20 protein-coding genes are annotated in these 19,745 nt (G+C 50.7%); 14 read left to right on the forward strand and 6 right to left on the reverse strand.

The annotated features are described in order from the left end of the window. Positions 1-116 precede the first annotated feature (116 nt). Positions 117-1,049: an AraC family transcriptional regulator gene (locus IM700_RS00525; RefSeq protein ID WP_193415704.1), complete on the reverse strand. Its 933-nt coding sequence runs from the start codon at positions 1,047-1,049 to the stop codon at positions 117-119. Between the two features lie 167 nt (positions 1,050-1,216). Here IM700_RS00525 and IM700_RS00530 point away from each other — a divergent pair, with 167 nt between their 5' ends. The 10 genes from IM700_RS00530 (at position 1,217) to IM700_RS00570 (ending at position 11,281) form a co-directional block, all read left to right on the forward strand. Then, complete coding sequence (locus tag IM700_RS00530; protein WP_155606565.1) at positions 1,217-2,566, forward strand: sodium-dependent transporter; 1,350 nt, start codon at positions 1,217-1,219, stop codon at positions 2,564-2,566. A 419-nt stretch (positions 2,567-2,985) separates the two neighbouring features. Beyond that, the gene (locus IM700_RS00535) at positions 2,986-4,623 is read left to right on the forward strand and encodes an MFS transporter (protein ID WP_193415703.1); all 1,638 of its coding nucleotides are present in this window, start codon (positions 2,986-2,988) and stop codon (positions 4,621-4,623) included. A gap of 248 nt (positions 4,624-4,871) precedes the next feature. Further along, positions 4,872-5,099, forward strand: coding sequence for a nucleotidyltransferase domain-containing protein (locus IM700_RS23015; protein ID WP_239483470.1), 228 nt, complete (start codon positions 4,872-4,874; stop codon positions 5,097-5,099). Then, positions 5,072-5,371 (forward strand): hypothetical protein, encoded by a 300-nt coding sequence (locus IM700_RS23020; RefSeq protein WP_239483473.1) that lies wholly within the window; start codon positions 5,072-5,074, stop codon positions 5,369-5,371. Before IM700_RS23015 ends, IM700_RS23020 begins: the two co-directional genes overlap by 28 nt. A gap of 97 nt (positions 5,372-5,468) precedes the next feature. Beyond that, positions 5,469-5,810, forward strand: coding sequence for a DUF485 domain-containing protein (locus IM700_RS00545; protein ID WP_193415702.1), 342 nt, complete (start codon positions 5,469-5,471; stop codon positions 5,808-5,810). A gap of 5 nt (positions 5,811-5,815) precedes the next feature. Next, entirely contained in the window at positions 5,816-7,330 is a 1,515-nt protein-coding gene (locus tag IM700_RS00550) for a solute symporter family protein (protein ID WP_193415701.1), read from the forward strand. Between the two features lie 308 nt (positions 7,331-7,638). Next, the gene (locus IM700_RS00555; protein ID WP_155606564.1) at positions 7,639-8,271 is read left to right on the forward strand and encodes a glycoside hydrolase family 11 protein; all 633 of its coding nucleotides are present in this window, start codon (positions 7,639-7,641) and stop codon (positions 8,269-8,271) included. A gap of 84 nt (positions 8,272-8,355) precedes the next feature. Next, on the forward strand, positions 8,356-9,222 hold the full coding sequence (locus IM700_RS00560) for a formylglycine-generating enzyme family protein (RefSeq protein ID WP_193415700.1): 867 nt from the start codon (positions 8,356-8,358) through the stop codon (positions 9,220-9,222). Between the two features lie 105 nt (positions 9,223-9,327). Beyond that, positions 9,328-10,035: a DNA alkylation repair protein gene (locus IM700_RS00565; RefSeq protein ID WP_193415699.1), complete on the forward strand. Its 708-nt coding sequence runs from the start codon at positions 9,328-9,330 to the stop codon at positions 10,033-10,035. Between the two features lie 385 nt (positions 10,036-10,420). Next, entirely contained in the window at positions 10,421-11,281 is an 861-nt protein-coding gene (locus IM700_RS00570) for a restriction endonuclease (protein ID WP_193415698.1), read from the forward strand. 66 nt (positions 11,282-11,347) lie between these two features. Here the strand turns inward: IM700_RS00570 and IM700_RS00575 are convergent, their stop codons facing one another. Next, positions 11,348-11,542, reverse strand: a complete 195-nt coding sequence (locus tag IM700_RS00575; RefSeq protein WP_193415697.1) for a hypothetical protein — start codon at positions 11,540-11,542, stop codon at positions 11,348-11,350. A 232-nt stretch (positions 11,543-11,774) separates the two neighbouring features. Between IM700_RS00575 and IM700_RS00580 the strand changes: the two genes are divergently transcribed. After that, a complete protein-coding gene (locus IM700_RS00580) occupies positions 11,775-12,275 on the forward strand; it encodes a CarD family transcriptional regulator (RefSeq protein WP_155606560.1) in 501 nt (166 codons plus the stop codon). An 82-nt stretch (positions 12,276-12,357) separates the two neighbouring features. Here IM700_RS00580 and IM700_RS00585 read toward each other — a convergent pair whose 3' ends face one another. Next, positions 12,358-14,136, reverse strand: coding sequence for an ABC transporter ATP-binding protein (locus IM700_RS00585; protein WP_193415696.1), 1,779 nt, complete (start codon positions 14,134-14,136; stop codon positions 12,358-12,360). Beyond that, the gene (locus IM700_RS00590; RefSeq protein WP_193415695.1) at positions 14,123-15,898 is read right to left on the reverse strand and encodes an ABC transporter ATP-binding protein; all 1,776 of its coding nucleotides are present in this window, start codon (positions 15,896-15,898) and stop codon (positions 14,123-14,125) included. Before IM700_RS00590 ends, IM700_RS00585 begins: the two co-directional genes overlap by 14 nt. Before the next feature lie 243 nt (positions 15,899-16,141). Between IM700_RS00590 and IM700_RS00595 the strand changes: the two genes are divergently transcribed. The 3 genes from IM700_RS00595 (at position 16,142) to IM700_RS00605 (ending at position 18,052) form a co-directional block, all read left to right on the forward strand. After that, positions 16,142-16,300, forward strand: coding sequence for a hypothetical protein (locus IM700_RS00595; protein ID WP_193415694.1), 159 nt, complete (start codon positions 16,142-16,144; stop codon positions 16,298-16,300). 339 nt (positions 16,301-16,639) lie between these two features. Then, positions 16,640-17,878: a DEAD/DEAH box helicase gene (locus IM700_RS00600; protein ID WP_193415693.1), complete on the forward strand. Its 1,239-nt coding sequence runs from the start codon at positions 16,640-16,642 to the stop codon at positions 17,876-17,878. Positions 17,879-17,908: 30 nt separating this feature from the next. After that, a complete protein-coding gene (locus IM700_RS00605) occupies positions 17,909-18,052 on the forward strand; it encodes a DUF3934 family protein (protein WP_155608346.1) in 144 nt (47 codons plus the stop codon). An 81-nt stretch (positions 18,053-18,133) separates the two neighbouring features. On the opposite strand, the gene IM700_RS00610 is transcribed toward IM700_RS00605, so the two are convergent. Both IM700_RS00610 and IM700_RS00615 read right to left on the reverse strand, forming a co-directional pair. Continuing rightward, positions 18,134-18,883 carry a GTP pyrophosphokinase gene (locus IM700_RS00610; RefSeq protein WP_193415692.1) on the reverse strand — a complete coding sequence of 250 codons (750 nt, stop codon included), beginning with the start codon at positions 18,881-18,883 and terminating at the stop codon, positions 18,134-18,136. A gap of 141 nt (positions 18,884-19,024) precedes the next feature. Further along, complete coding sequence (locus IM700_RS00615; RefSeq protein ID WP_155608344.1) at positions 19,025-19,570, reverse strand: GNAT family N-acetyltransferase; 546 nt, start codon at positions 19,568-19,570, stop codon at positions 19,025-19,027. Between the last annotated feature and the right edge of the window lie 175 nt (positions 19,571-19,745).

Here is a 19,745-nt window from a genome sequence, read left to right on the forward strand (position 1 = left end):
GATCCTCCCTTCTTCGGATCAGCTTACGGTCCTATTGTAGAAGCAGAAGGGAGAATCCGTCTTTATAAAAAGAGGAAGTGTTTTTGTACGATCAGGACATCGATTCTAGCGACAGGTTATAAATCGGAATCGTACCGTCCTTCGGTAAATTGCGAGCGCCGGAAGCGAGCAGGGGTTACGCCAAGCTTGGTCGTGAATACGCGCGTGAAATAGTGTATGGATTCAAATCCGCACAAAGCGGCAATCTGTTTAAGCTGAAGGTCTGTGTTCAAGATGAGGTTCTTGGCTTTTTGTACGCGCTGCTCCTGTACGTAATGCACAAAGGATTGGTGCCCGTAGTTGCGGAACAACCTCGTCAAATGGCGTGTTGTGATGTGCAGGTGACCGGCAACCCGTTCTAGGGATAGAGTCTCGCTCAGGTTATCCATGATAAATAATTCGGCCTGATGAACCATGAAGGCGCCTTCGTCATTCTTGTCCGTACCGCCCGTCTCATGATCGAAGCCGGGGCCGTGGGCGGTAAGGATGGACAAGATCAGGGACTCCGCCAAGCTGTGCAGCATGGGCGGCGGGTAATTTGCGCCGGCGGCAGACGAAGCAAACAGAGATAAGAGAGAGCGCCAGAGTAGTCCAGGCGTTTGGTCGGTCCCTTCTTGAAGCACAGGGATTCCCTGTTTGGCAAGCAACTCGAACGCGGCGGTATAAAGTTCGCTGCAAGCCGATTCCTCCGGCTCGAAGGCGACGTAACACAACGCCAGCCCTTCCTTGCTCAAAATCCTGTGCGGGATTCCCGGTCTGGACAGAAACAGGGTCCCGGTTTGAAGCGGGAACTTCGTATGGTCTTCGAGGTAGAAGCCGGATCCTGTTAACACGTAACAAGCTTCGAAGAATGAATGCTTATGCTCCGTATTGTCGAAATGGCGGGGCATAAAGCCCCAATAGTGGATCTGAACGGCCAAATCCGGCTTTTTGAGACAGCTTAGCGTTCGGTTCATGACGGAATTGGCCCGTCGAAACGACGGGATGAAGGATAACGGTTCTATGCTCATCAGAGGATTCCTCCCCGGTTGTATGATCTGATATGAATGGTAGGCCTTTGCCTTAGTGTAAACGATAAATCCCTTATATTGAAGGATCATTAACAAGAGAAACTTCATACCCCTCTGTCACGGTTTTTGATTATAATAGATGAATATATAAAAAATGGGGGATCACCATGAAACCATCACAAAACAACCTAGACCAAGGACGGAATGAACGCTTCTCTTCTACCGGTTTTATCTTGGCCGCCATCGGCAGTTCCGTGGGGCTGGGGAATATGTGGAAATTCCCATATATTACGGGGGAGAACGGTGGAGCCGCATTCTTCCTACTGTTTATCATCTGTTTGATTTTGATTGGCTTGCCTTTGCTTTTGGCGGAGCTGGCCATCGGGCGAGCAGGTAGAGGCAGCGCGTCCACGTCTTTTGTCAAAGCTGGCGGCCCTAAAGCTTTTGGCCGTCTCGGTTTGCTGCAAGTCATCGCACCTTTTCTGATTCTGAGCTTTTATGTCATCGTGGCCGGGTGGACACTACACTATGCTATACAGTCCTTCAGCGGAAATCTGTTTGCGAACTCCGACTACGCTGGACAATTCAGCTCGTTTACTGAAGGCTACATGCCGCTGGTATGGCAGGCCGTGGCCGTATTGATCACCGGGATCGTAGTGGGTAAAGGAATCTCCGGCGGCATCGAGAAATTTAATAAAGTGCTGATTCCGGGCCTGATCGTGCTTTTGATCATTTTGATGATTAGGGCTTTAACCTTACCGGGAGCTGGTGCGGGCGTATCCTTCTTCCTTCAGCCGGATTTCTCGAAATTAAGTCCGGAAGCGGCATTGGTTGCGCTGGGACATGCCTTTTTCTCGCTGTCACTTGGCATGGGGATTTTGCTTACCTACGGGGCTTATGTCGACAAACGTCAATCCCTCGGTCCGGCTACCCTGGCGATTGGAGCGGGTGATTTGATTTACGCGTTTATTGCGGGGCTGATTATTTTCCCGACGACCGCCTCTTTTGGGTTGGAGTCTGATGCGGGGCCGTCTCTGGTCTTCATTGCGCTTCCTGCCGCGTTTTCGGCCATGCCGCTGGGAGCTTTCTTTGGCGGTCTGTTCTTCATCCTGCTGGCGATCGCGGCATTGACGTCTTCGGTATCGCTGCTTGAAGTCCCAGTAACTTACGTAATGGATCGTTGGGGCTGGGGCCGTGGAAAATCCGTGACGATCATCAGCGTTCTGGTTTTGTTGATCGGGCTCCCGTCGGTGTTCTCCTTTGGAGCCGTTCCGGTATTCACGGATATGGGTGGGAAGAGCTTCTTTGACTGGCTTGATTTCATGACCTCGAATATTTTGTTGCCGCTTGGTGGTTTGATTACCACGGTGTTTGCGGGATACTTCTGGAAGAATGCTGCGGAAGCCGCTGGGCTCAAGGCGGGCTGGTTCCGGGTATGGCTGTTTATGGTTCGCTATATTGCACCGGTTCTCGTATTTCTGGTTCTACTCCATACCACCGGGATTATTAAGTTTTAGGAAATCAAGCAGAGGGGGCGCGTTCAAAGCGTCCCTTTTTGGCTCGTCGAGCCTATGCGAAGAATCGCGGAAATGCGATAAGAAATTGCTAACTAGAGTTTAGCATCTTTATTGTCACAACCTTGGCGTCTAGCGTGTTAGGACCGATTCTATATATGAGATTAGGTAAGCTAACGGTGGTGAAAAGAGTATTTTCGCACCGGGGTTATCCGGGCTACGATTTCGGGCATATTACTGCTGTGGATCGGTGAAATCAGTCCGATCACTATCTCTTATTTCCGTCCGTTGGTGTCGGATCTGCTGCATTGGGGAAGTTACATAAATGGCTTGAGCTACACTATAATTATGTTTATAGGCGCTTCGGTTCTGTTATGGCTTTATATATTAATGAAAATCTGGCTCAAGATGGAGGAATTGTTATGGCAAAACGCTCATCGCAGTTTTGGGCGATTTTATTGTTTTCGGTTGGCGTATTTATGGCGCAGCTTGATAACGGGATTATCAGCGCAGCGCTTACGACGATCAACCGTTCTTTTGACGTGTCCGCCAACTGGGGCGCATGGGGGATTACGATTTACACGTTGGGCCTCGCGATCAGCTTGCCAATCGTAGGGAAATTGTCGGACCGCTATGGTCGCAAGAAACTATTTATTATCGAAATTGCTCTGTTTGGATTAGGCTCTTTATTGGTTGCGCTTAGCCCTTCCTTTGGCTTTTATTTATTTGCTCGCGTCGTGCAGGCCTTAGGAGGCGGCGGGATTTTCATTATCGGCAGCTCACATATCTTGAGTACGGTTGAGCCGGACAAACAAGCTAAATATTTAGGCTTGCTTGGCGCCATGAACGGGGTTGCTGCCGTTCTTGGACCGAATATCGGCAGCTTGCTTCTGGATTTAACGGGGAAATGGCATGTGTTGTTCTTGATCAACGTCCCGATCGCCATTGTGCTGTTTCTATTGGGGCTGCGGAAGCTAGAGGAATCGTCGGATCCGTCGCCAGGACGGCTTGACCTCATCGGTACGATCATTTTATCGCTGGGCATCTTGTCCCTGATGCTAGGACTTACGAACATCGACATTAATTTTGCGGAAAGTCTGACGCGCCCGAATGTGTGGGGATATTTGCTTGGCGGGGTTGTGCTGTTTACGATACTGCTGTTCTTTGAAGGGAAAATGGAACGGGATCGATCCGGTGATCCAATCCTGCCCATTCGTCTGATCAAGCAGCCCAGATACCTGATGGTCCTGCTGATCGGTACCTTATCGGGCGGTCTGCTGGCTGCGATGATCTATATCCCGTCCTTTACCGAGCAAGTGCTTGGTATTTCGGCCGAAAACTCGGGGTATTGGATGACGCCGCTGGCGGTGGCTGCCGGATTAGGAGCAGGGTTAGGCGGTATACTAGTTTCCAAGCGAGGTCCGGTATTTACAGTGATTATGTCCGGAGTGATCGCAGCTATCGGTTTTATGCTCTTCCCATTATGGCTTGAAACCAGATGGCAATTTATCGTAGCCAGTGCCATCGCTGGCGTCGGCATTGGGGTCATTCTGGGGGCGCCGCTCAACATTTTGGCAACGGAAGGCTTGAAAAAGGATAAGGGTTCGGCCCTAGCCTCCTTGTCGCTGCTCCGCCAAATCGGGATGACATTGGCCCCGGCGATCTATGCTGGATTTATCGCCCGCGCGTTCAACAATATGGGTACACTGTTTGCTGAGAAGTTCCCAGGCATTTTGCAACAAAATCTGGCTAGCGTCACGTTGTCAGCCGACGCACAGGCAGAACTTGCGCAGATCGGGCAGCAGATGGCCTCAGGATCCTCTGGCGTGTCGGAAGGTCAGCTTTCCGAGATGCTTCAAGCGATCCAGGATCCTACGCTGAAGCAAGTGCTTGCCGACAGCGTGACTGAGGTAACGAAGATGGCCGCCCAGACGGGGTTTGGCGGACTTTATTGGACTGCGGCCATATTGGGGATAGGCATCATCGTCGGTGCGATTATCTTGATCCCTTTAAGAAAAAAGAGCTTGCAAGGCGGGGAAGTAAAAGAAGAGACGTTATAAGCAGAAACAAAACCCAACTTTGAATGCTTGAAGACACCTGAGCAAGGATGCAGGTGTCTTTTTTATCGTTTTTTAGCGGAGGCCAATCGGTTGAGAACACTTGAAACGAACCGCAAAGTTAGGTGCGGCAACACCCCGTATTTCTTTTCTATAATGAAACTCGGAATACAACTTGACGCGATCCGTCTCTACAATGAAATTAGACAGGGGCTTGTAGGACAAAGGCCGGACGGTCAGGAGGTAGAGTCATGGAGGATCTTAAGAGGCAACAACTGCTCGAGAAGAATGAGAACATCATCCGTATGGTGATTGAACGTGCTCAGCGGGATTTCTCAGAGGATATTGCCATCATTGGGGTGACAGATTCGTTTCGCACAGGCGATTATCACGAGAAAAGCGACCTGGACCTGATCATCATCAATAACACGGATCGGGGACATACGAGGAGTTGTGGTGCAACTACCGCAACAAGATGATTGCCAGTACGGGGATGAAAGACAAATCCTACGCCTTTCATGCGGCAATGGGGGCGCAGAGTTTCCTGGATGAAATGACACAGTTGATTGGAACTCCTAAGTACGTGCTCATGGCCTATTTTGATGCCGATCATCTGGATGGGGTGAAAGGTCAATTTCTGCGGGTGATGGAGGATTATCTGGAGGAACACCACAGAGTGGGAAGAGGAGTGAACCGCTACGATACGTTTGAGCAACTCTATGATCAATATATGAAAAAGTCGGAAGGTTAAAATTTGAACGTTTAGCAAGCCGAATCCTGCATAAAATGAGTTCGAAGCGCTTACATATAATGGGTGTTCTTCAAAGTTCATGATTGGAGGGGAAGGTATGGGTGCGAAAGGCGCAAAAAGCACAAAGGGCGCAAAAAGCGCGAAAGGAAAAAGCTACACCGAGGTGTGGCATTCCGCCAAGTTCAAAACGCTGATCTCCCGCAAGAAAAAGTTCATTATCCCGTTAACCGTATTTTTTCTGCTGTTTTACTTTGCGCTCCCGATCATGACCTCGTATTCGGAGGTGCTGAATCGACCGGCGATCGGCCCGATTTCCTGGGCGTGGATGTTCGCGTTCGCTCAGTTTGTGATGACGTGGGCGCTCTGTATCCTATACTCGCGCGTTGCAAGGCAGTTTGACCGGTTGGTGGATGATATCCGGCGGGAAATGGGGGCGTAACGATTATGGCGTTCACTTTATTTTGCACGATTGTGCTGTTGACGCTGGTCATTACCTATTTTGCCGCGAAAAAAACAAACAACACCAGCGAATTTTACACGGCGGGCGGCGGGCTGAAGGGCTGGCAGAATGGGACGGCCATCGCTGGCGATTATATGTCTGCGGCGTCATTTCTGGGCATCGCCGGGTCCATCGCCTTGGTCGGCTTCGACGGCTTCTTCTACAGCATCGGGTTTCTCGTTGCGTACCTCGTCGTGCTGTACCTGGTTGCCGAGCCGCTCCGCAACTTGGGTAAATATACGGTTGCCGACATGATTGCGGCCCGTTTTGCGAATAAAGAAGTGCGCGGCTTCGCAGCCCTGAATACGATTGCCATCTCGATCTTCTACATGATTGCGCAGCTCGTTGGAGCGGGGGCGCTGATCAAGCTCCTGCTGGGCCTCGATTTCGTCACCTCGGTGCTGATCGTTGGCGTGTTGATGACCGTCTATGTCGTATTCGGCGGGATGCATGCCACGAGTTGGGTACAAATCACCAAGGCGGTTTTGCTGATGGGTGGCACTTTTGTCATCTCGCTGATGGTCTTCGCGAAGTTCGATTTCAGCCTGACCGGCATGTTCGAGCAGATGAAAACGGCAACCCCATTAATGGAGAACTATCTGAACCCGGGCAACAAGTACAAGGTGCCGCTAGAAACGATATCGCTCAACTTGGCATTGGTGCTGGGCACTGCCGGGCTGCCGCATATTCTAACCCGATTCTTTACGGTCAAGGACGCCCGCACGGCACGCAGCTCCGTGGTCTACGCCACCTGGATCATTGGCATCTTCTACGTCATGACGATCTTCCTTGGCTTCGGGGCTGCGGCGTTCGTCGGTACGGAGGAGATCACAGCCGTCGACAAGGCCGGAAATATGGCCGCTCCGCTCCTGGCTAAGGCGCTTGGCGGCGATTTCCTCTTCGCGTTTATCTCGGCGGTGGCCTTCGCCACAATCTTAGCCGTTGTCACCGGTCTCGTTCTGTCGGCGGCGTCGGCCTTCGCACACGATTTCTACGGACAAATCGTCCGCCGCGGCAACGCGACCGAACGGGAACAGCTGCGCATGGCCCGCTGGGCTTCGATCGGCGTATCGATCATCTCGATCGTGCTAGCCCTGTTCGCCCAGAAGATGAATGTGGCTTTCCTCGTCTCCTTGGCTTTTGCCGTCGCGGCAAGCGCCAACCTGCCGATCATTCTGTTCACCGTGTTCTGGCGTAGATTCAACCGCACGGGGGCGATCTCCGGCATGCTGGTCGGCTTGCTCAGTACGGTTATTCTCGTGGCACTGAGCCCGAACGTATGGGATCCGGAACCGGGCAAGGCGATTTTGACCGGGACAGCGATTTTCCCGATGACGAATCCGGGGATTATCTCGATCCCACTGGGCTTCCTTGCCGCATTTGTCGGCACGCTCCTTTCCCCAAGCAAGGACGAGGCGAAATACGCCGAGGTTCTCGTTAAGGCAAACACCGGAGTTTAATGCACGGCAACTTCCATATGAAAGCTGATCCCTATCCACAAGACGACTCCGTTGGGGTCGTTTTTTACTTTCCAAATCGCTTGATTCTATCAATCTATGTAAAAAAGAAGATAAAACCTTTATTTTGCGAAGTGAAATGTATGCGCTTACCTTCTATAATTTTCTAGTAAAGGGGGTGATAGTTAAATGTTTCTAGATTATGACACAAGGTAGGTGGTGCCCCACAACAGCAAAGACGCATCTCGGTATGAAGCAGGGAGAAGGAACGGTTTTTTTTAAAAAAATAGAGTTCTGAGGAGGAATTGATCATGAAATTGAAAAGAAAGATGTTGACTTTACTCCTGACAGCTTCGATGAGTTTCGGTTTGTTTGGGGCGACCTCAAATGCAGCGACGGATTATTGGCAAAATTGGACAGACGGCGGCGGGACGGTGAATGCGGTAAACGGGTCTGGGGGCAATTACAGCGTCAATTGGTACAATACCGGGAACTTCGTGGTCGGCAAAGGCTGGAATGTAGGTTCGCCGAATCGGACGATCAACTATAACGCCGGTGTATGGGCTCCTTCGGGTAACGGATATTTGACGCTTTACGGATGGACCAGAAACTCATTGATCGAGTATTACGTTGTGGACAGCTGGGGCACGTACCGACCGACCGGCACTTATAAAGGTACGGTGACCAGTGACGGAGGCACCTACGATATTTATACGACGATGCGTTACAATGCGCCTTCGATCGACGGTACGCAGACGTTCCAACAATTCTGGAGCGTTCGGCAATCCAAAAGACCAACCGGCAGCAACGTTGCCATCACTTTCAGCAATCATGTGAATGCTTGGAAGAGCAAAGGCATGAATCTGGGAAGCAGCTGGTCCTACCAGGTTCTGGCGACGGAAGGCTATCAAAGTAGCGGAAGCTCCAACGTGACGGTGTGGTAACCGGTTAATCGCTGAACTTTGTGAGAAGGCCGTTCGGTGTCCGCCGGCGGCCTTGTCGATCTTTCAATCAAAGGAGAGTTACCCATGAGGAAGCGATGGATGTATCTGTTTCTGTTTCTCTCGATGTTTGTGCTGATCACGGCCTGCTCGCAGGTTGGCTCAGGACAATCAGATCGGCTGAAGGATCGCTTCGTGCTGGTCAAAGGCGGGCAGGTGATGAACCCCCTTTCCAACTACTACGGTTCGAGCGTATCGCTAGAGGATTTTTATATCGGGAAATATGAAATCACCCAAAAGGAATGGACGGAAGTGATGGGGAGTAACCCATCCCAAATTCAAGGCAACGATTTACCGGTGGAAATGGTCAGTTGGTACGACGTGATCGAGTATTGCAATCAGCGTAGCATACAAGAGGGATTGACACCTTTTTACCATATAGATAAGAGCAAGATAGACCCGAATAATCAAAGCGATAACGATCAACTGAAATGGCTCGTCACGATTAATGCGGAGGCGAACGGGTACCGACTACCAACAGAGGCGGAGTGGGAATATGCGGCTGGCGGCGGTCAAGAGAGCAATAGTTTCAAATACAGCGGAAGCTCCCGCGCGGACGATGTGGCTTGGTATTGGCGGAACGTCGGGGATAAATACCTGACCGGAGACTGGAACTGGCCGATCATCGAGAGCAATCATGGTCAACCCAAGCCTGTCGGTGGCAAGAAGCCCAATGAGCTGGGGCTTTACGATATGTCCGGCAATGTGAGGGAATGGTGCTGGGATTGGTACGGGGACGATGTGAGCCGGAGAGAGGATCGCGGTTCCTTTCGAGTGGTCAAAGGTGGCGGTTGGATCGGCGATATTCGCAGCAGTGAGGTGTCGTTTCGCGGGAAGTTTGAAGCGAACGGCTTTGGTCCGGATCAAGGGTTCCGTTTGGCACGCAGCAAATAATACGGCAGGACGCTCAACAACCCGGTCAGGGATTTGAATCTAGCCCTCCTAACGTAGTAAGCTAGACGAAAGAATCCATGCGGGATGAAGGGAGCTGGCCCAACGATGAATCTGGAAACCGTAATGCAGGAGCTAGAAGCGCTTGGTAAGGAGCGTCTCAAGAAAATGTACATGTCTAACGGCGCGCGGGAGCCGCTGTTTGGCGTAGCGACTGGAGAAATGAAACCGTTATTCCGGCAAATCAAAATCAATCAGCCTTTGGCCGAACAGCTTTATGCGACGGGAAACTATGATGCGATGTATTTTGCGGGGATCATTGCCGATCCGAAAGCGATGACGCACGCGGATTTCGAGCGATGGATCGAGGGCGCCTACTTTTATATGCTATCGGATTATGTGGTGGCTGTTACTTTGGCGGAGACGGATATTGCGCAGGAGGTTGCCGACAAGTGGATCGCCAGTGGAAACGAGCTAAGAATGTCGGCGGGTTGGAGCTGTTATTGCTGGCTATTGGGGAGCCAGCCGGACAGCGAATTTGCCGAGAGCAAACTCGCAGGTATGCTAGAAACGGTGAAGAACACGATCCACGAGGCGCCCGAACGAACGAAATCCGCGATGAACAACTTTATTTACACCGTCGGGATTTCGTATATGCCGCTCCACGCGCAAGCGGTCGAGGCCGCCAAGGCGGTCGGTCCGGTAGAGATGAAACGGGAGAATAAGAAAAACACCTTCCTGAACGCCACGGAAACGATCCAAAAATCGCTGGATCGCGGACAGCTTGGATTTAAGCGGAAGTATGTGCGTTGTTGATGCGGAGTGGGAACGACAAGCTACAAGCTATATAACGCGTACCGCCGTTGGGTACATTCTATATGAAATTTCGAATAGAATCCGCTGGTTTCACCGTTTTTGAACGATTGTATTCGAAATATCATACAGATTTGTGTTTGATACGGTTCGAATCCAAGATTCTGTATGAAAAATCGAATACAATCCGCCAACTCCGACGATTCCGGCAAAATGAATTCGAAAAATCATATAGATTTCATTATAGACACCGTTTCACTCAACTAGAGTGGGCGGTGTTTATATATTTAGGATCCAGATTCGAGGTCCCTCGTTAGAAGCCCAAAGGATTTTAAGACAAAATGTCGAAAAGGATGGAAGTATACATAACAGGAAGGAAGAATAGGGTATGGCTAGAACTTATAAAGCAGAGGGTAGGCAAATTGCTTACGTTCTAAGAGGGTTATTCATTATTGGAGGACTTTCTTTGTATTTTAGTATTCCAGGACTCCACTGGGGCTTTTTTTTCGGTATATTAATTTGCTCTGTAGTTGTAGGAGAAATTATTGGTGGGATGTGGACACGGAAAAGAAGAAAGCAAAAGAAGCAGAAACAAAAAAGATCGTATAAGAATACATCTCGCGCGACATCGTCCAGACGTTCAAGCAACACGGTCAGACCAGATGGAGCTATTTTGACGAGCCGACTAGATGATTTGTCAGGAGCGGAGTTTGAACGATTGCTGGCCCTATACTTCCGAGACCAGGGATACATTGTTAAAGAGGTAGGGGTCGGTGGCAATGATGGTGGAGTTGATCTAGTAATTATAGATCGGCGCGGAGAAAAAACGGCAGTACAAGCTAAATGTTATTCAGACCGTCACCCTGTTCAAGTTATGACCGTACGTGAGTTGGTTGCAGCCAAACGTAATCACGATTGTATTTTGTCTTTACTCATTACAACCTCGGATTTGACTCTCCCTGCGAAGAAAGAAGCGGAACAGTTTAAAGTCGACTATTGGCATGGAGGGCTTGTTGAGCAGAAGCTTAGCGTATGGGGGAAATGGCAACCTGGGAAGAAAAGAAGAACGGCCGAGAAGGAGGAATTCTCAGGCCACGCCGAAATTAACAAAACGCAAAGGGAAGTCGCTGCAGCCAAATCCATTACCTGCAAATGTGGAGCTCCGATGGTTCGTAGAAAAAACAAACAGGGCGTTGAGTTTTTGGGTTGTAGCAACTATCCGAAATGCCGTGAGACCAAGGCGTTGTGATTATGTAAGCGTCATGGACTTTCACTCCTCCCTGATCGACGATATCTCCTGTGCCATAAGGTTGTCCTAATCCGGCTTCCCATTCAACGTCGGCGGATCCTCCGGTCTCATCTCCGGGCCGAATTCGTCCACCGCTGCGGCGGGGTTGCCGTCTTGGTTCCAGGCGTCCTTCGTCATGAAGGCGCCTTTTCGGCCTTCATCGGTGGAATCCTTGGCCTTTGCTCGTTTCAGCTGCTGTTTGGCGTTCTCGTTTTCGCTCATCGGTACACCTAACCTCCTAAGGGATTATCGAATAAAATTTAGTATTTCCTAAATAAATGACATGAACCCCGTTATTTAGTCTATAATGGAATTATAGGTACATCCTTAGGGTGATAAATAACCAAACGGCGAGTTCTCGGACACCGTTTCACTCAGATAGAGTGGGCGGTGTTTTTATATTTTAGGGTCCAGATTCAAGGTTTCTCATCAGAAGACTAAAGGAGGAAGGCATATGTTTGCGGTAAATGAGTATGTGATCTACGGAAGCAATGGGGTCTGCCAAATTAAAGACATTTGCACGCCGCCGGGAGTGGAGGGGGACCGCAAGTATTATCTGCTCAACCCGATTTATCTTAAAGGAACTACGATTTATACGCCGGTCGACAATATCAAGGTGATCATGCGCAGCATCATTTCGCGGGAAGAATCAGAGCGTCTGATCTCCCGAATTCCAAGCATAGACGTGACCTGGATCAGCAACGATAAAGCCCGGGAAGCCAGCTGCAAGCAAGCGATCGGCACAGGCGATTACGTGGAGTGGATCAAGGTCATCAAAGCGATGGTGCACAAAAAAAGAGAGCAACACGGTTTAGGCAAAAAGCTGCGGCAATCGGACGAACGGCTATTGAGCTCAGCTTCTGAGAATTTGCACGGCGAGTTGGCGATCGCCTTGGACATTCCCAAAGAAGAGGTTGAAGAATATATTGAGAACCGAATCGGCCAATACGAATAACGGATGGATGTCATCCGGGAATAAACAAAAGGCAATTCCGTTAGCCCTGAATAGGGCTTCGGAATTGCCTTTCTTTACGTAATTACACAGCTTCCATCTTCTGCGCCGTATACAAGCGGTAGTACAAACCTTTCTTCGCCATCAGCTCATCATGCGAACCGGACTCGGCGATCCCTTTGTCGGACACGTACATAATGCGGTCGCAGTTCTTCACGGTCGACAGCCGGTGCGCGATGATGAACGAGGTGCGTCCCTTCAGCAGTTCGTTCAAGCCTTGCTGGAGCAGGCGTTCCGTCTTGGCATCGATCGAGGAGGTCGCTTCGTCCAGGATCAGGATGCGCGGATCGGCCAGCAGGGTCCGGGCGAACGAGATGAGCTGCCGCTGTCCTTGGGATAACTTCGAGCCGCGTTCGTTAACCTCGGTTTGGTAACCTTCCGCGAACTCGCGAATGAAATCGTCGGCACAGACCGTTTTGGCTGCGGCGATAATCTCCTCTTCCGTGGCATCCAGCTTGCCGTATCGAATATTATCCATGATCGTGCCGGAGAAAATAAAGCTGTCCTGCAGCATAATCCCCATCTGGCTGCGCAGCGACTTCAGCGTCACCTGCGAGATATCGTGACCATCGATCAGGATCTCGCCGTCGGTCAAGTTGTAGAAGCGCGAGATCAGGTTGACGACCGTGGTTTTTCCCGCACCCGTCGGACCGACGAGGGCGATGCTCTCCCCGGCCTTCACGTCGAAGTTCAGGTGCTCCAGAATGTTAAGGCCTGGATCGTAGGCAAACGTCACGTCGTTGAACTTGACGTTACCTTTCACCGACGGAAGTTCCTTCGCCTCCGGTACGTCGCTGACCGTCACTGGCTCATCCAGCGTCTCGAAGATCCGCTCAAGGTAAGCAACGGCGTTAATAAAGTTGTTGTACAATTGCGACAGGTTTAGGATCGGCTGCCAGAACCGGGCTGCATAGCTGCTCATTGCAAGGATGACCCCGAAGGTCACGCCTTGCGGCCCCATCGCAAGCAAACCGACCAAATAGATGAGCGTCGTCACGATCGTCGCCAGATTGTCGACGGTGAACGGGATCAGAGCGTTGTAACGCAGTGCCCGCATCCATTCCTTGCGGTAGTTCCCGGCCAGACGAGTGAAGATGCCTTCGTTATGCTTCTCGCGGGAGAAAATCTGCGTGACGCCAATCCCGCTGATGCTTTCCTGCAAATAGGCGTTCATATTGGAGCTTTTGTTCGAAACCGCCTGCCATGCCCGGCGCTGCCGGGTTTTGATCAGCAGCATGACGCCGAGGAACACCGGCAAACCGGCCAAAGTGACCAGCGACAACCGCACATCCACCGCGAACATAAAGGCGGCGATAAAGATCAGGTTGACGATTTCCAGAATGAAGTTGATGATCCCGTTGGACAAGACGTCCGATACGGCGTTGACGTAGTTGACGACACGGATCAGGATTTTTCCTTGAGGGCGGTCGTCGTAATATTTAAACGGCAGATTCTGCAGATGCTTGAACAAATCCGTGCGGATATCGAAGATGATATCCTGCCCGACCCGGGTCATAATCCGGGAGCGAATGGTCGCCAGCTCGACGCTGACCACGATCGTGAGCAGCATGAGCAAGGACCACCAGATCAATGCGCCGAAGGCTTTCTCCGGAATCGTCACGTCGACGACGTGTTGAATAATGAGAGGCGCCGACAGCGCGATTGCAGCTGACAAGGCGCTCAGCACAAACGCCAAGATCATCGGCTTCTGCTGTTTCCGGATATAAACCATGGCTCGCCTGAAATGCTTGATGTCAAAGGGAGACTCCAGGTTTTCATCGACATCGAATTTATTCCTGGCCATGAGCGCTCACCTTCCTTCCGATACCTTCGTTTTGAAGCATAAAGACCTCGTAATAATAGCCGCGCTTGGCTAGCAATTCGGTATGGGTGCCTTCCTCGATCAGGCGGCCGCCGTCCAGGATCAGAATGCGGTCGGCTTCGGCCGTCGTGGACACGCGCTGGGCAATGATCAGCTTCGTGCACGGGAAGTCTAGCTCGCGCAAGCTCTTCTGAATATGCTCCTCGGTTTCGAGATCAACCGCAGACGTGGTATCGTCGAGGATCAAGATCGGCCGATGCACGGCAAGGGCCCGGGAAAGCGCAATCCGCTGCTTCTGCCCGCCGGACAAGCCGACACCGCGTTCTCCGACGATCGTATCATACCCTTCCGGCATTTTCGTGATAAAATCGTGCGCCGCAGCCAACCGAGCATACTCGACCGTTTGTTCCTCCGGTAACTCGGGATCGCCATACGCGATGTTCCCGTCAATCGTATCGGAGAAGAGCAGCACATCCTGGGTTGCGATGCCGATGTTGCTGCGGAGCTCGTCGAGCTCCAGCTTGCGTACGTCGACGCCGTCAACCAATACTTGACCGCCGGATACGTCGTAGAAACGCGGGATCAGATTCATGAGGGACGTTTTACCCGATCCGGTAGAGCCCATGATCGCGACGGTTTCTCCTGGTTTAACCGAGAAGCTGATATCGTGAAGCACTTCGCCACCGTCATATTTGAAGCTGACGTGATCGAAATCGATTCGTCCTTCATAACGACGTTTCTCGGTAACCTTGTGTTCGTTCACAATGTTTGGTTTCGCGTAGTAAATTTCCACGATTTTGCTTAAGCTCGCGAAGAAACGTTGAATATCATTAATGATAATACCGATATTGCGCATCGGGTTGGAAATCGCCCAGATCAGCGCGGAGAACGCGGAGAATTCCCCAAAAGTAATTCGTCCCTGCATCACGAAGTAGCCGCCGGCCAGCATCAAAATGACGTTAAACGCCTGCGCGAAAGTCTCCAGATAAGGGAAGTAGTCCAGCCACACAAGCGCAGCTTTTTTGTTGGCTTGGGAGAAGTGGATGTTCTTGTCCGTAAACTTCTCGATTTCGTATTCCTCGCGGGCAAAGGCTTTAACGACGCGGTTCCCCGAGATATTCTCTTGGGTGGTCGTGTTCAGCTGAGACAACCGCTCGCGCAGGTCAATGTACATCGGACGGACCTTCTTCGCGAAAATGTAAGCCACGACGAAGATCGGAGGTGCCAAAACCAGCAGCCACAACGTCAACACGGCATCGATTGTGAAGAAATAAACGACGGCCGCAAGGAAGATCGTGACCGACTCGATAATCGTCTTGATGATCCACGCCATGGAGTGGCGAACCATGTCCAGGTCCCCGGTCATCTTGGTCATCAAGTCCCCGGTCCGGTTATGGTCGTAATATTCCATATCCTGGCCTTGGATTTTGTTGTACAGGTAGATGCGGACTTTGTACAACATATTTTGCGAAGCCTGCTCGTATTGCATCGTTGTTAGGTAAGCAAGCCCCGTGCGCAGCAAGGAAAAACCGATCATGCCCATACAGAGCATGATGAGCAGTCCTCGTTCCTGCGTTAGATTTTGTGCCGCATTCTCACCCGTGATAAACGTGTCGACAATGCGTTGGCCTATGTATGGATTGATAATCATGAGCGAAGAGCCCACGACGGAAAGCACTAGCGCCGTAATGTACCTGGCCCGGTTGCCCTCCAAATTCTGCCATAGCCATTTGAGTTCGAACATCTGATCACCCGTTTCTGTTTGTTCTTGCAAGCTGCCGGATGGCAATCCGTTTTCGCAAATCATCGTGATTATACCACAACCACCCACAGGTAAAACCCGCGTATTCCAGCTTGTTGTCACGTATGTTTGCGTTTTCTCGAAGGGATCGCCCCTTTGCTTTTATTTCGGTAAAATCTTTAGAATATGAAGTGGATATCGAGGTTTTTAAAGGCAGATTGAGGAAAATGTGAAGGAGGGACCGCGATGGTCGAAGGACTTGGCCATTTAATGGAAGAAATCCGCGAAGAAGTCGATGGAAAGCAGAGGATATTGGACGTGGCACTTCGGATTCCACCCGATTTGGACCCGATCCGGCCTTCTAGTTTCCAATCGGCGGAAGTCCCCGTATTTTTCTCGTGGTGAGCTCGGTTCGACAATATGAAATTGTATTCGGTTTTTCATATATAAAATGGTACTGACGGCCGAAATTTGGATTTCTATTCGAATTTTCATATAGATTCTGGGCAAACGCCATCAGGATGGACAAATGTGTATGAAATTTCATATATAATTGGTTGAAATTACCGGGATTCATGAAATGTATTCGGTTTTTCGCATATATTTAGCGCTTGATCGGCAGGTGGCAGGTATCGCTGTCTCGAGAGTCCGAATTTGCCGGGTGACCCGCGCCGTGTTATATTGATATGATCGGTGACCTGAAGCTCTGGCCGCCGAAATTAGTGATTTCGGCAAGGAGTTATTATGCAATTTACAGAACTGAACTTGATCCCTTCGATATTAAAAGCATTGGAACATGAGAACTATACGGCGCCTACGCCGATTCAAGAACAAGCCATTCCGCCTATTCTGAGCGGCAAAGACCTGCTGGGTTGCGCGCAAACCGGCACAGGGAAGACCGCCGCATTTGCCATTCCTACACTGCAATTGCTCCATAAGAACCATACGCCTAAGCCTGGCCGCCGCAACATCCGGGCGCTAGTGATCACGCCAACCCGTGAGCTGGCCCTGCAGATCTACGAGAACTTTTGCGCTTATGGCAAAAATTTGCCTCTGAAATGCGCCGTCATCTTCGGCGGCGTGTCCCAGAAGCCGCAGGAGATCGCACTGCAGAAGGGCGTGGATATTCTGGTCGCCACCCCCGGCCGGCTGAACGATCTGATCCAGCAGAAGCTGGTGGATTTGAAGAACGTGGAGATGCTGATCTTGGATGAGGCTGACCGCATGCTGGATATGGGCTTTATTCACGACGTAAAAAAAATCATCGCCAAAACGCCATCCCAGCGGCAGACCTTGCTCTTCTCCGCGACCATGCCCGGCGCGATCGCGCAGATGGCTGATTCCATATTGCGAAACCCCGTAAAAGTAACGATAACGCCGGTATCCTCCACAGTGGACGCCATTGGACAACGTTTGTATTTTGTGGATAAGAGCAACAAGAAAGACTTGCTGCTGCACCTCTTGAAGGACTCATCCATCGAATCCGCCATCGTCTTTACGCGGACCAAGCATGGGGCGGACCGGCTGGTACGCCACTTGGCCAAAGCGCAGGTCAGCGCGAAAGCCATCCATGGCGACAAGTCGCAAGGCGCCCGGCAGACAGCGTTGCAAAATTTCAAGAACCGTACCTTACGTGTCCTGGTGGCGACCGACATTGCGGCACGAGGGATCGACATCGACGAGTTGTCCCATGTTATCAACTATGAGCTGCCGAACATCCCCGAAACGTACGTTCATCGGATCGGGCGGACAGGCCGGGCGGGACAAAGCGGTGTTGCCATTTCGTTATGCGATTTCGACGAGAAGCCTTACTTGGCCGATATCGAGAAGTTGATTGGCAAACGGATCCCCGTCATCAAGGACCATCCTTACCCGATGACGCAGACCGCACCAACCCCAAAAGAAGCCCAGCCTGTGCGGGCACCTAGAAACAAAGGCAAGGAAATGGAAAGGGTTAAACAAAAGGTAAAAGTAAAAGGATAATAGGTATACCAACTGTAGCGGAGTGATGACATGGCCAAAGGGAAAGGCGGCACGGGTAGAGGAACGGACAAGAAAGGTTGGAATCGCTGGCAAGCGAGTGAGCGGAGAGCGAAAAGCGCTCCTAAACCTTATACGAGTAAAGCGGATAAAAAGGGACCAGCAGAATCAAAGTAAGCTACAAATCATCATCATAAAGAAAAGAGCTTCCTACCGAGATTTCGGTTGGGAAGCTCTTTTCATATAAAGGGACGAGGGTTATTCTACGCCCGACAACAACTTCAGCAGGTTTTCCGGAATATTGAACTTCTTGTTGTCGATGAGAAGCTGGAAGTCCTCGGCGGCTTCGGCTTGATGCGCGTGCTTGATTTCTTCCATCTCTTGTTGGAGCTGCTCCATTTTCAGATCCAGCTCATAGGCGGTGTCGGCAGCATTCTTGAGATCTTCCAACAGCCGGTCCGGCACCGACTCATTATATTTGTAGAAAATCTTGTGCTCCAGGCTGGCCCAGAAATCCATGGCGATCGTGCGGATTTGGATTTCGACACAAACCAGCTCCTCGCCGTCGGACATGAACACCGGCACTTCAACCAGCAGATGCAGGCTTTTGTACCCGTTGGGTTTGGGATCTTTGATGTAATCCTTCACGGAGAGGATATTGAGATCCTTCTGAGCTCGCAGCATATCACTGATCCGGTAAATGTCCGAGATGAACGAGCAGGTGATTCGGATGCCGGCGATATCTTGGATGTTTCGCTTAATGTCCTCCAGAGAGGTGGCGCCGCCCTTACGGTACAGCTTCTTCATGATGCTCTCGGGGGATTTGATTCTCGATTTCGTGTGTTCGATCGGATTATAGTCGTGGAGAAGCTGAAACTCCTCCTGTAAAATTTCGATTTTCGTCTCCACCTCGTGAAGAGCAAATTTGTACATCATCATAAATCGGGTCAGCGTCTTCTGCAATGCTTTCATTTGTTCCAAGGGGTTCACAAAAGAATTATTAATCATTTGGGGGTAATCCGTCCTTTATCTTTAGTTCTCATCATGATTCCATTTCCATTATAGCTTAGGGGACAGGCCGGAAGCCAGAAAGGGGAATAGATCCCATGAGAACATGCCTTAACGGTACGGAGTCGTCCGTCTTCCATATTACGTCGTTTGCAGCAATGGCAGCGCGTCCGTCAATTGGATTTTGTAGGATTTGACAAGGGTGGCTCCATTGGATGTATCCGCTTCGTAAGCCCGTTCGAATCCCAGGCTTTCATACAGCTTCACTGCGGCAGCCATCATGTCTGACGTATGTAAATACAAGGTGCGGGCACCCAGTTGAAGGGATCTGCGGGCGGCCTCGCGTAGGAGCAGCTTGGCGATGCCGCGTCTACGGGCGTAAGGCGATACGGCAAGCAGTCGGATTATAGGCGAATCGATGCCAAGATCCGACCTACCATAAGCTGCCTCCGAGGTTAGGAAAAGCTGCAAACTGCCGACAATGTCTCCGCCAAGCTCCGCCACGAGTCGGGCGTGGGGGCCATTGCCGTACACGGAGCTCCGTATGTTCTCCTGATACTCCTCCCACCGTTCATGGGGCATGTCAAATGCATATTGCCGATAAGCTTCCAGCATCACGTTGGCAATTTGTACGCGTTCTTCGTCGCGGGCATCCCGAATCTTTACTTCCTGCTCTAATCGGCTCATTTTTCCAACACTCCCTTATCGAGGTAATTTATTCATCCATCAGGTGAACTTAGTATAATCCAAATACCTACTAAGCGCATCGGAATATAAAAATATTTACGCATCCATTAAAAACTTCTATATCCGAGGATTGACAAAAAGTGGCGGGCTCCCTAAGATAAAGGATAATTTCAAT

Origin of the sequence: Paenibacillus rhizolycopersici, assembly GCF_014947195.2 — a bacterium.
In the GTDB taxonomy this organism is placed as follows: domain Bacteria; phylum Bacillota; class Bacilli; order Paenibacillales; family Paenibacillaceae; genus Fontibacillus; species Fontibacillus rhizolycopersici.

What these genes read in the sequence shown, in the direction of transcription:
- IM700_RS00525 (WP_193415704.1), bottom strand. Translation starts at nt 1,049, where the DNA reads ATGAGCATAGAACCGTTATCCTTCATCCCGTCGTTTCGACGGGCCAAT.
- IM700_RS00530 (WP_155606565.1), top strand. Translation starts at nt 1,217, where the DNA reads ATGAAACCATCACAAAACAACCTAGACCAAGGACGGAATGAACGCTTC.
- IM700_RS00535 (WP_193415703.1), top strand. Translation starts at nt 2,986, where the DNA reads ATGGCAAAACGCTCATCGCAGTTTTGGGCGATTTTATTGTTTTCGGTT.
- IM700_RS23015 (WP_239483470.1), top strand. Translation starts at nt 4,872, where the DNA reads ATGGAGGATCTTAAGAGGCAACAACTGCTCGAGAAGAATGAGAACATC.
- IM700_RS00545 (WP_193415702.1), top strand. Translation starts at nt 5,469, where the DNA reads ATGGGTGCGAAAGGCGCAAAAAGCACAAAGGGCGCAAAAAGCGCGAAA.
- IM700_RS00550 (WP_193415701.1), top strand. Translation starts at nt 5,816, where the DNA reads ATGGCGTTCACTTTATTTTGCACGATTGTGCTGTTGACGCTGGTCATT.
- IM700_RS00555 (WP_155606564.1), top strand. Translation starts at nt 7,639, where the DNA reads ATGAAATTGAAAAGAAAGATGTTGACTTTACTCCTGACAGCTTCGATG.
- IM700_RS00560 (WP_193415700.1), top strand. Translation starts at nt 8,356, where the DNA reads ATGAGGAAGCGATGGATGTATCTGTTTCTGTTTCTCTCGATGTTTGTG.
- IM700_RS00565 (WP_193415699.1), top strand. Translation starts at nt 9,328, where the DNA reads ATGAATCTGGAAACCGTAATGCAGGAGCTAGAAGCGCTTGGTAAGGAG.
- IM700_RS00570 (WP_193415698.1), top strand. Translation starts at nt 10,421, where the DNA reads ATGGCTAGAACTTATAAAGCAGAGGGTAGGCAAATTGCTTACGTTCTA.
- IM700_RS00575 (WP_193415697.1), bottom strand. Translation starts at nt 11,542, where the DNA reads ATGAGCGAAAACGAGAACGCCAAACAGCAGCTGAAACGAGCAAAGGCC.
- IM700_RS00580 (WP_155606560.1), top strand. Translation starts at nt 11,775, where the DNA reads ATGTTTGCGGTAAATGAGTATGTGATCTACGGAAGCAATGGGGTCTGC.
- IM700_RS00585 (WP_193415696.1), bottom strand. Translation starts at nt 14,136, where the DNA reads ATGGCCAGGAATAAATTCGATGTCGATGAAAACCTGGAGTCTCCCTTT.
- IM700_RS00590 (WP_193415695.1), bottom strand. Translation starts at nt 15,898, where the DNA reads ATGTTCGAACTCAAATGGCTATGGCAGAATTTGGAGGGCAACCGGGCC.
- IM700_RS00595 (WP_193415694.1), top strand. Translation starts at nt 16,142, where the DNA reads ATGGTCGAAGGACTTGGCCATTTAATGGAAGAAATCCGCGAAGAAGTC.
- IM700_RS00600 (WP_193415693.1), top strand. Translation starts at nt 16,640, where the DNA reads ATGCAATTTACAGAACTGAACTTGATCCCTTCGATATTAAAAGCATTG.
- IM700_RS00605 (WP_155608346.1), top strand. Translation starts at nt 17,909, where the DNA reads ATGGCCAAAGGGAAAGGCGGCACGGGTAGAGGAACGGACAAGAAAGGT.
- IM700_RS00610 (WP_193415692.1), bottom strand. Translation starts at nt 18,883, where the DNA reads ATGATTAATAATTCTTTTGTGAACCCCTTGGAACAAATGAAAGCATTG.
- IM700_RS00615 (WP_155608344.1), bottom strand. Translation starts at nt 19,570, where the DNA reads ATGAGCCGATTAGAGCAGGAAGTAAAGATTCGGGATGCCCGCGACGAA.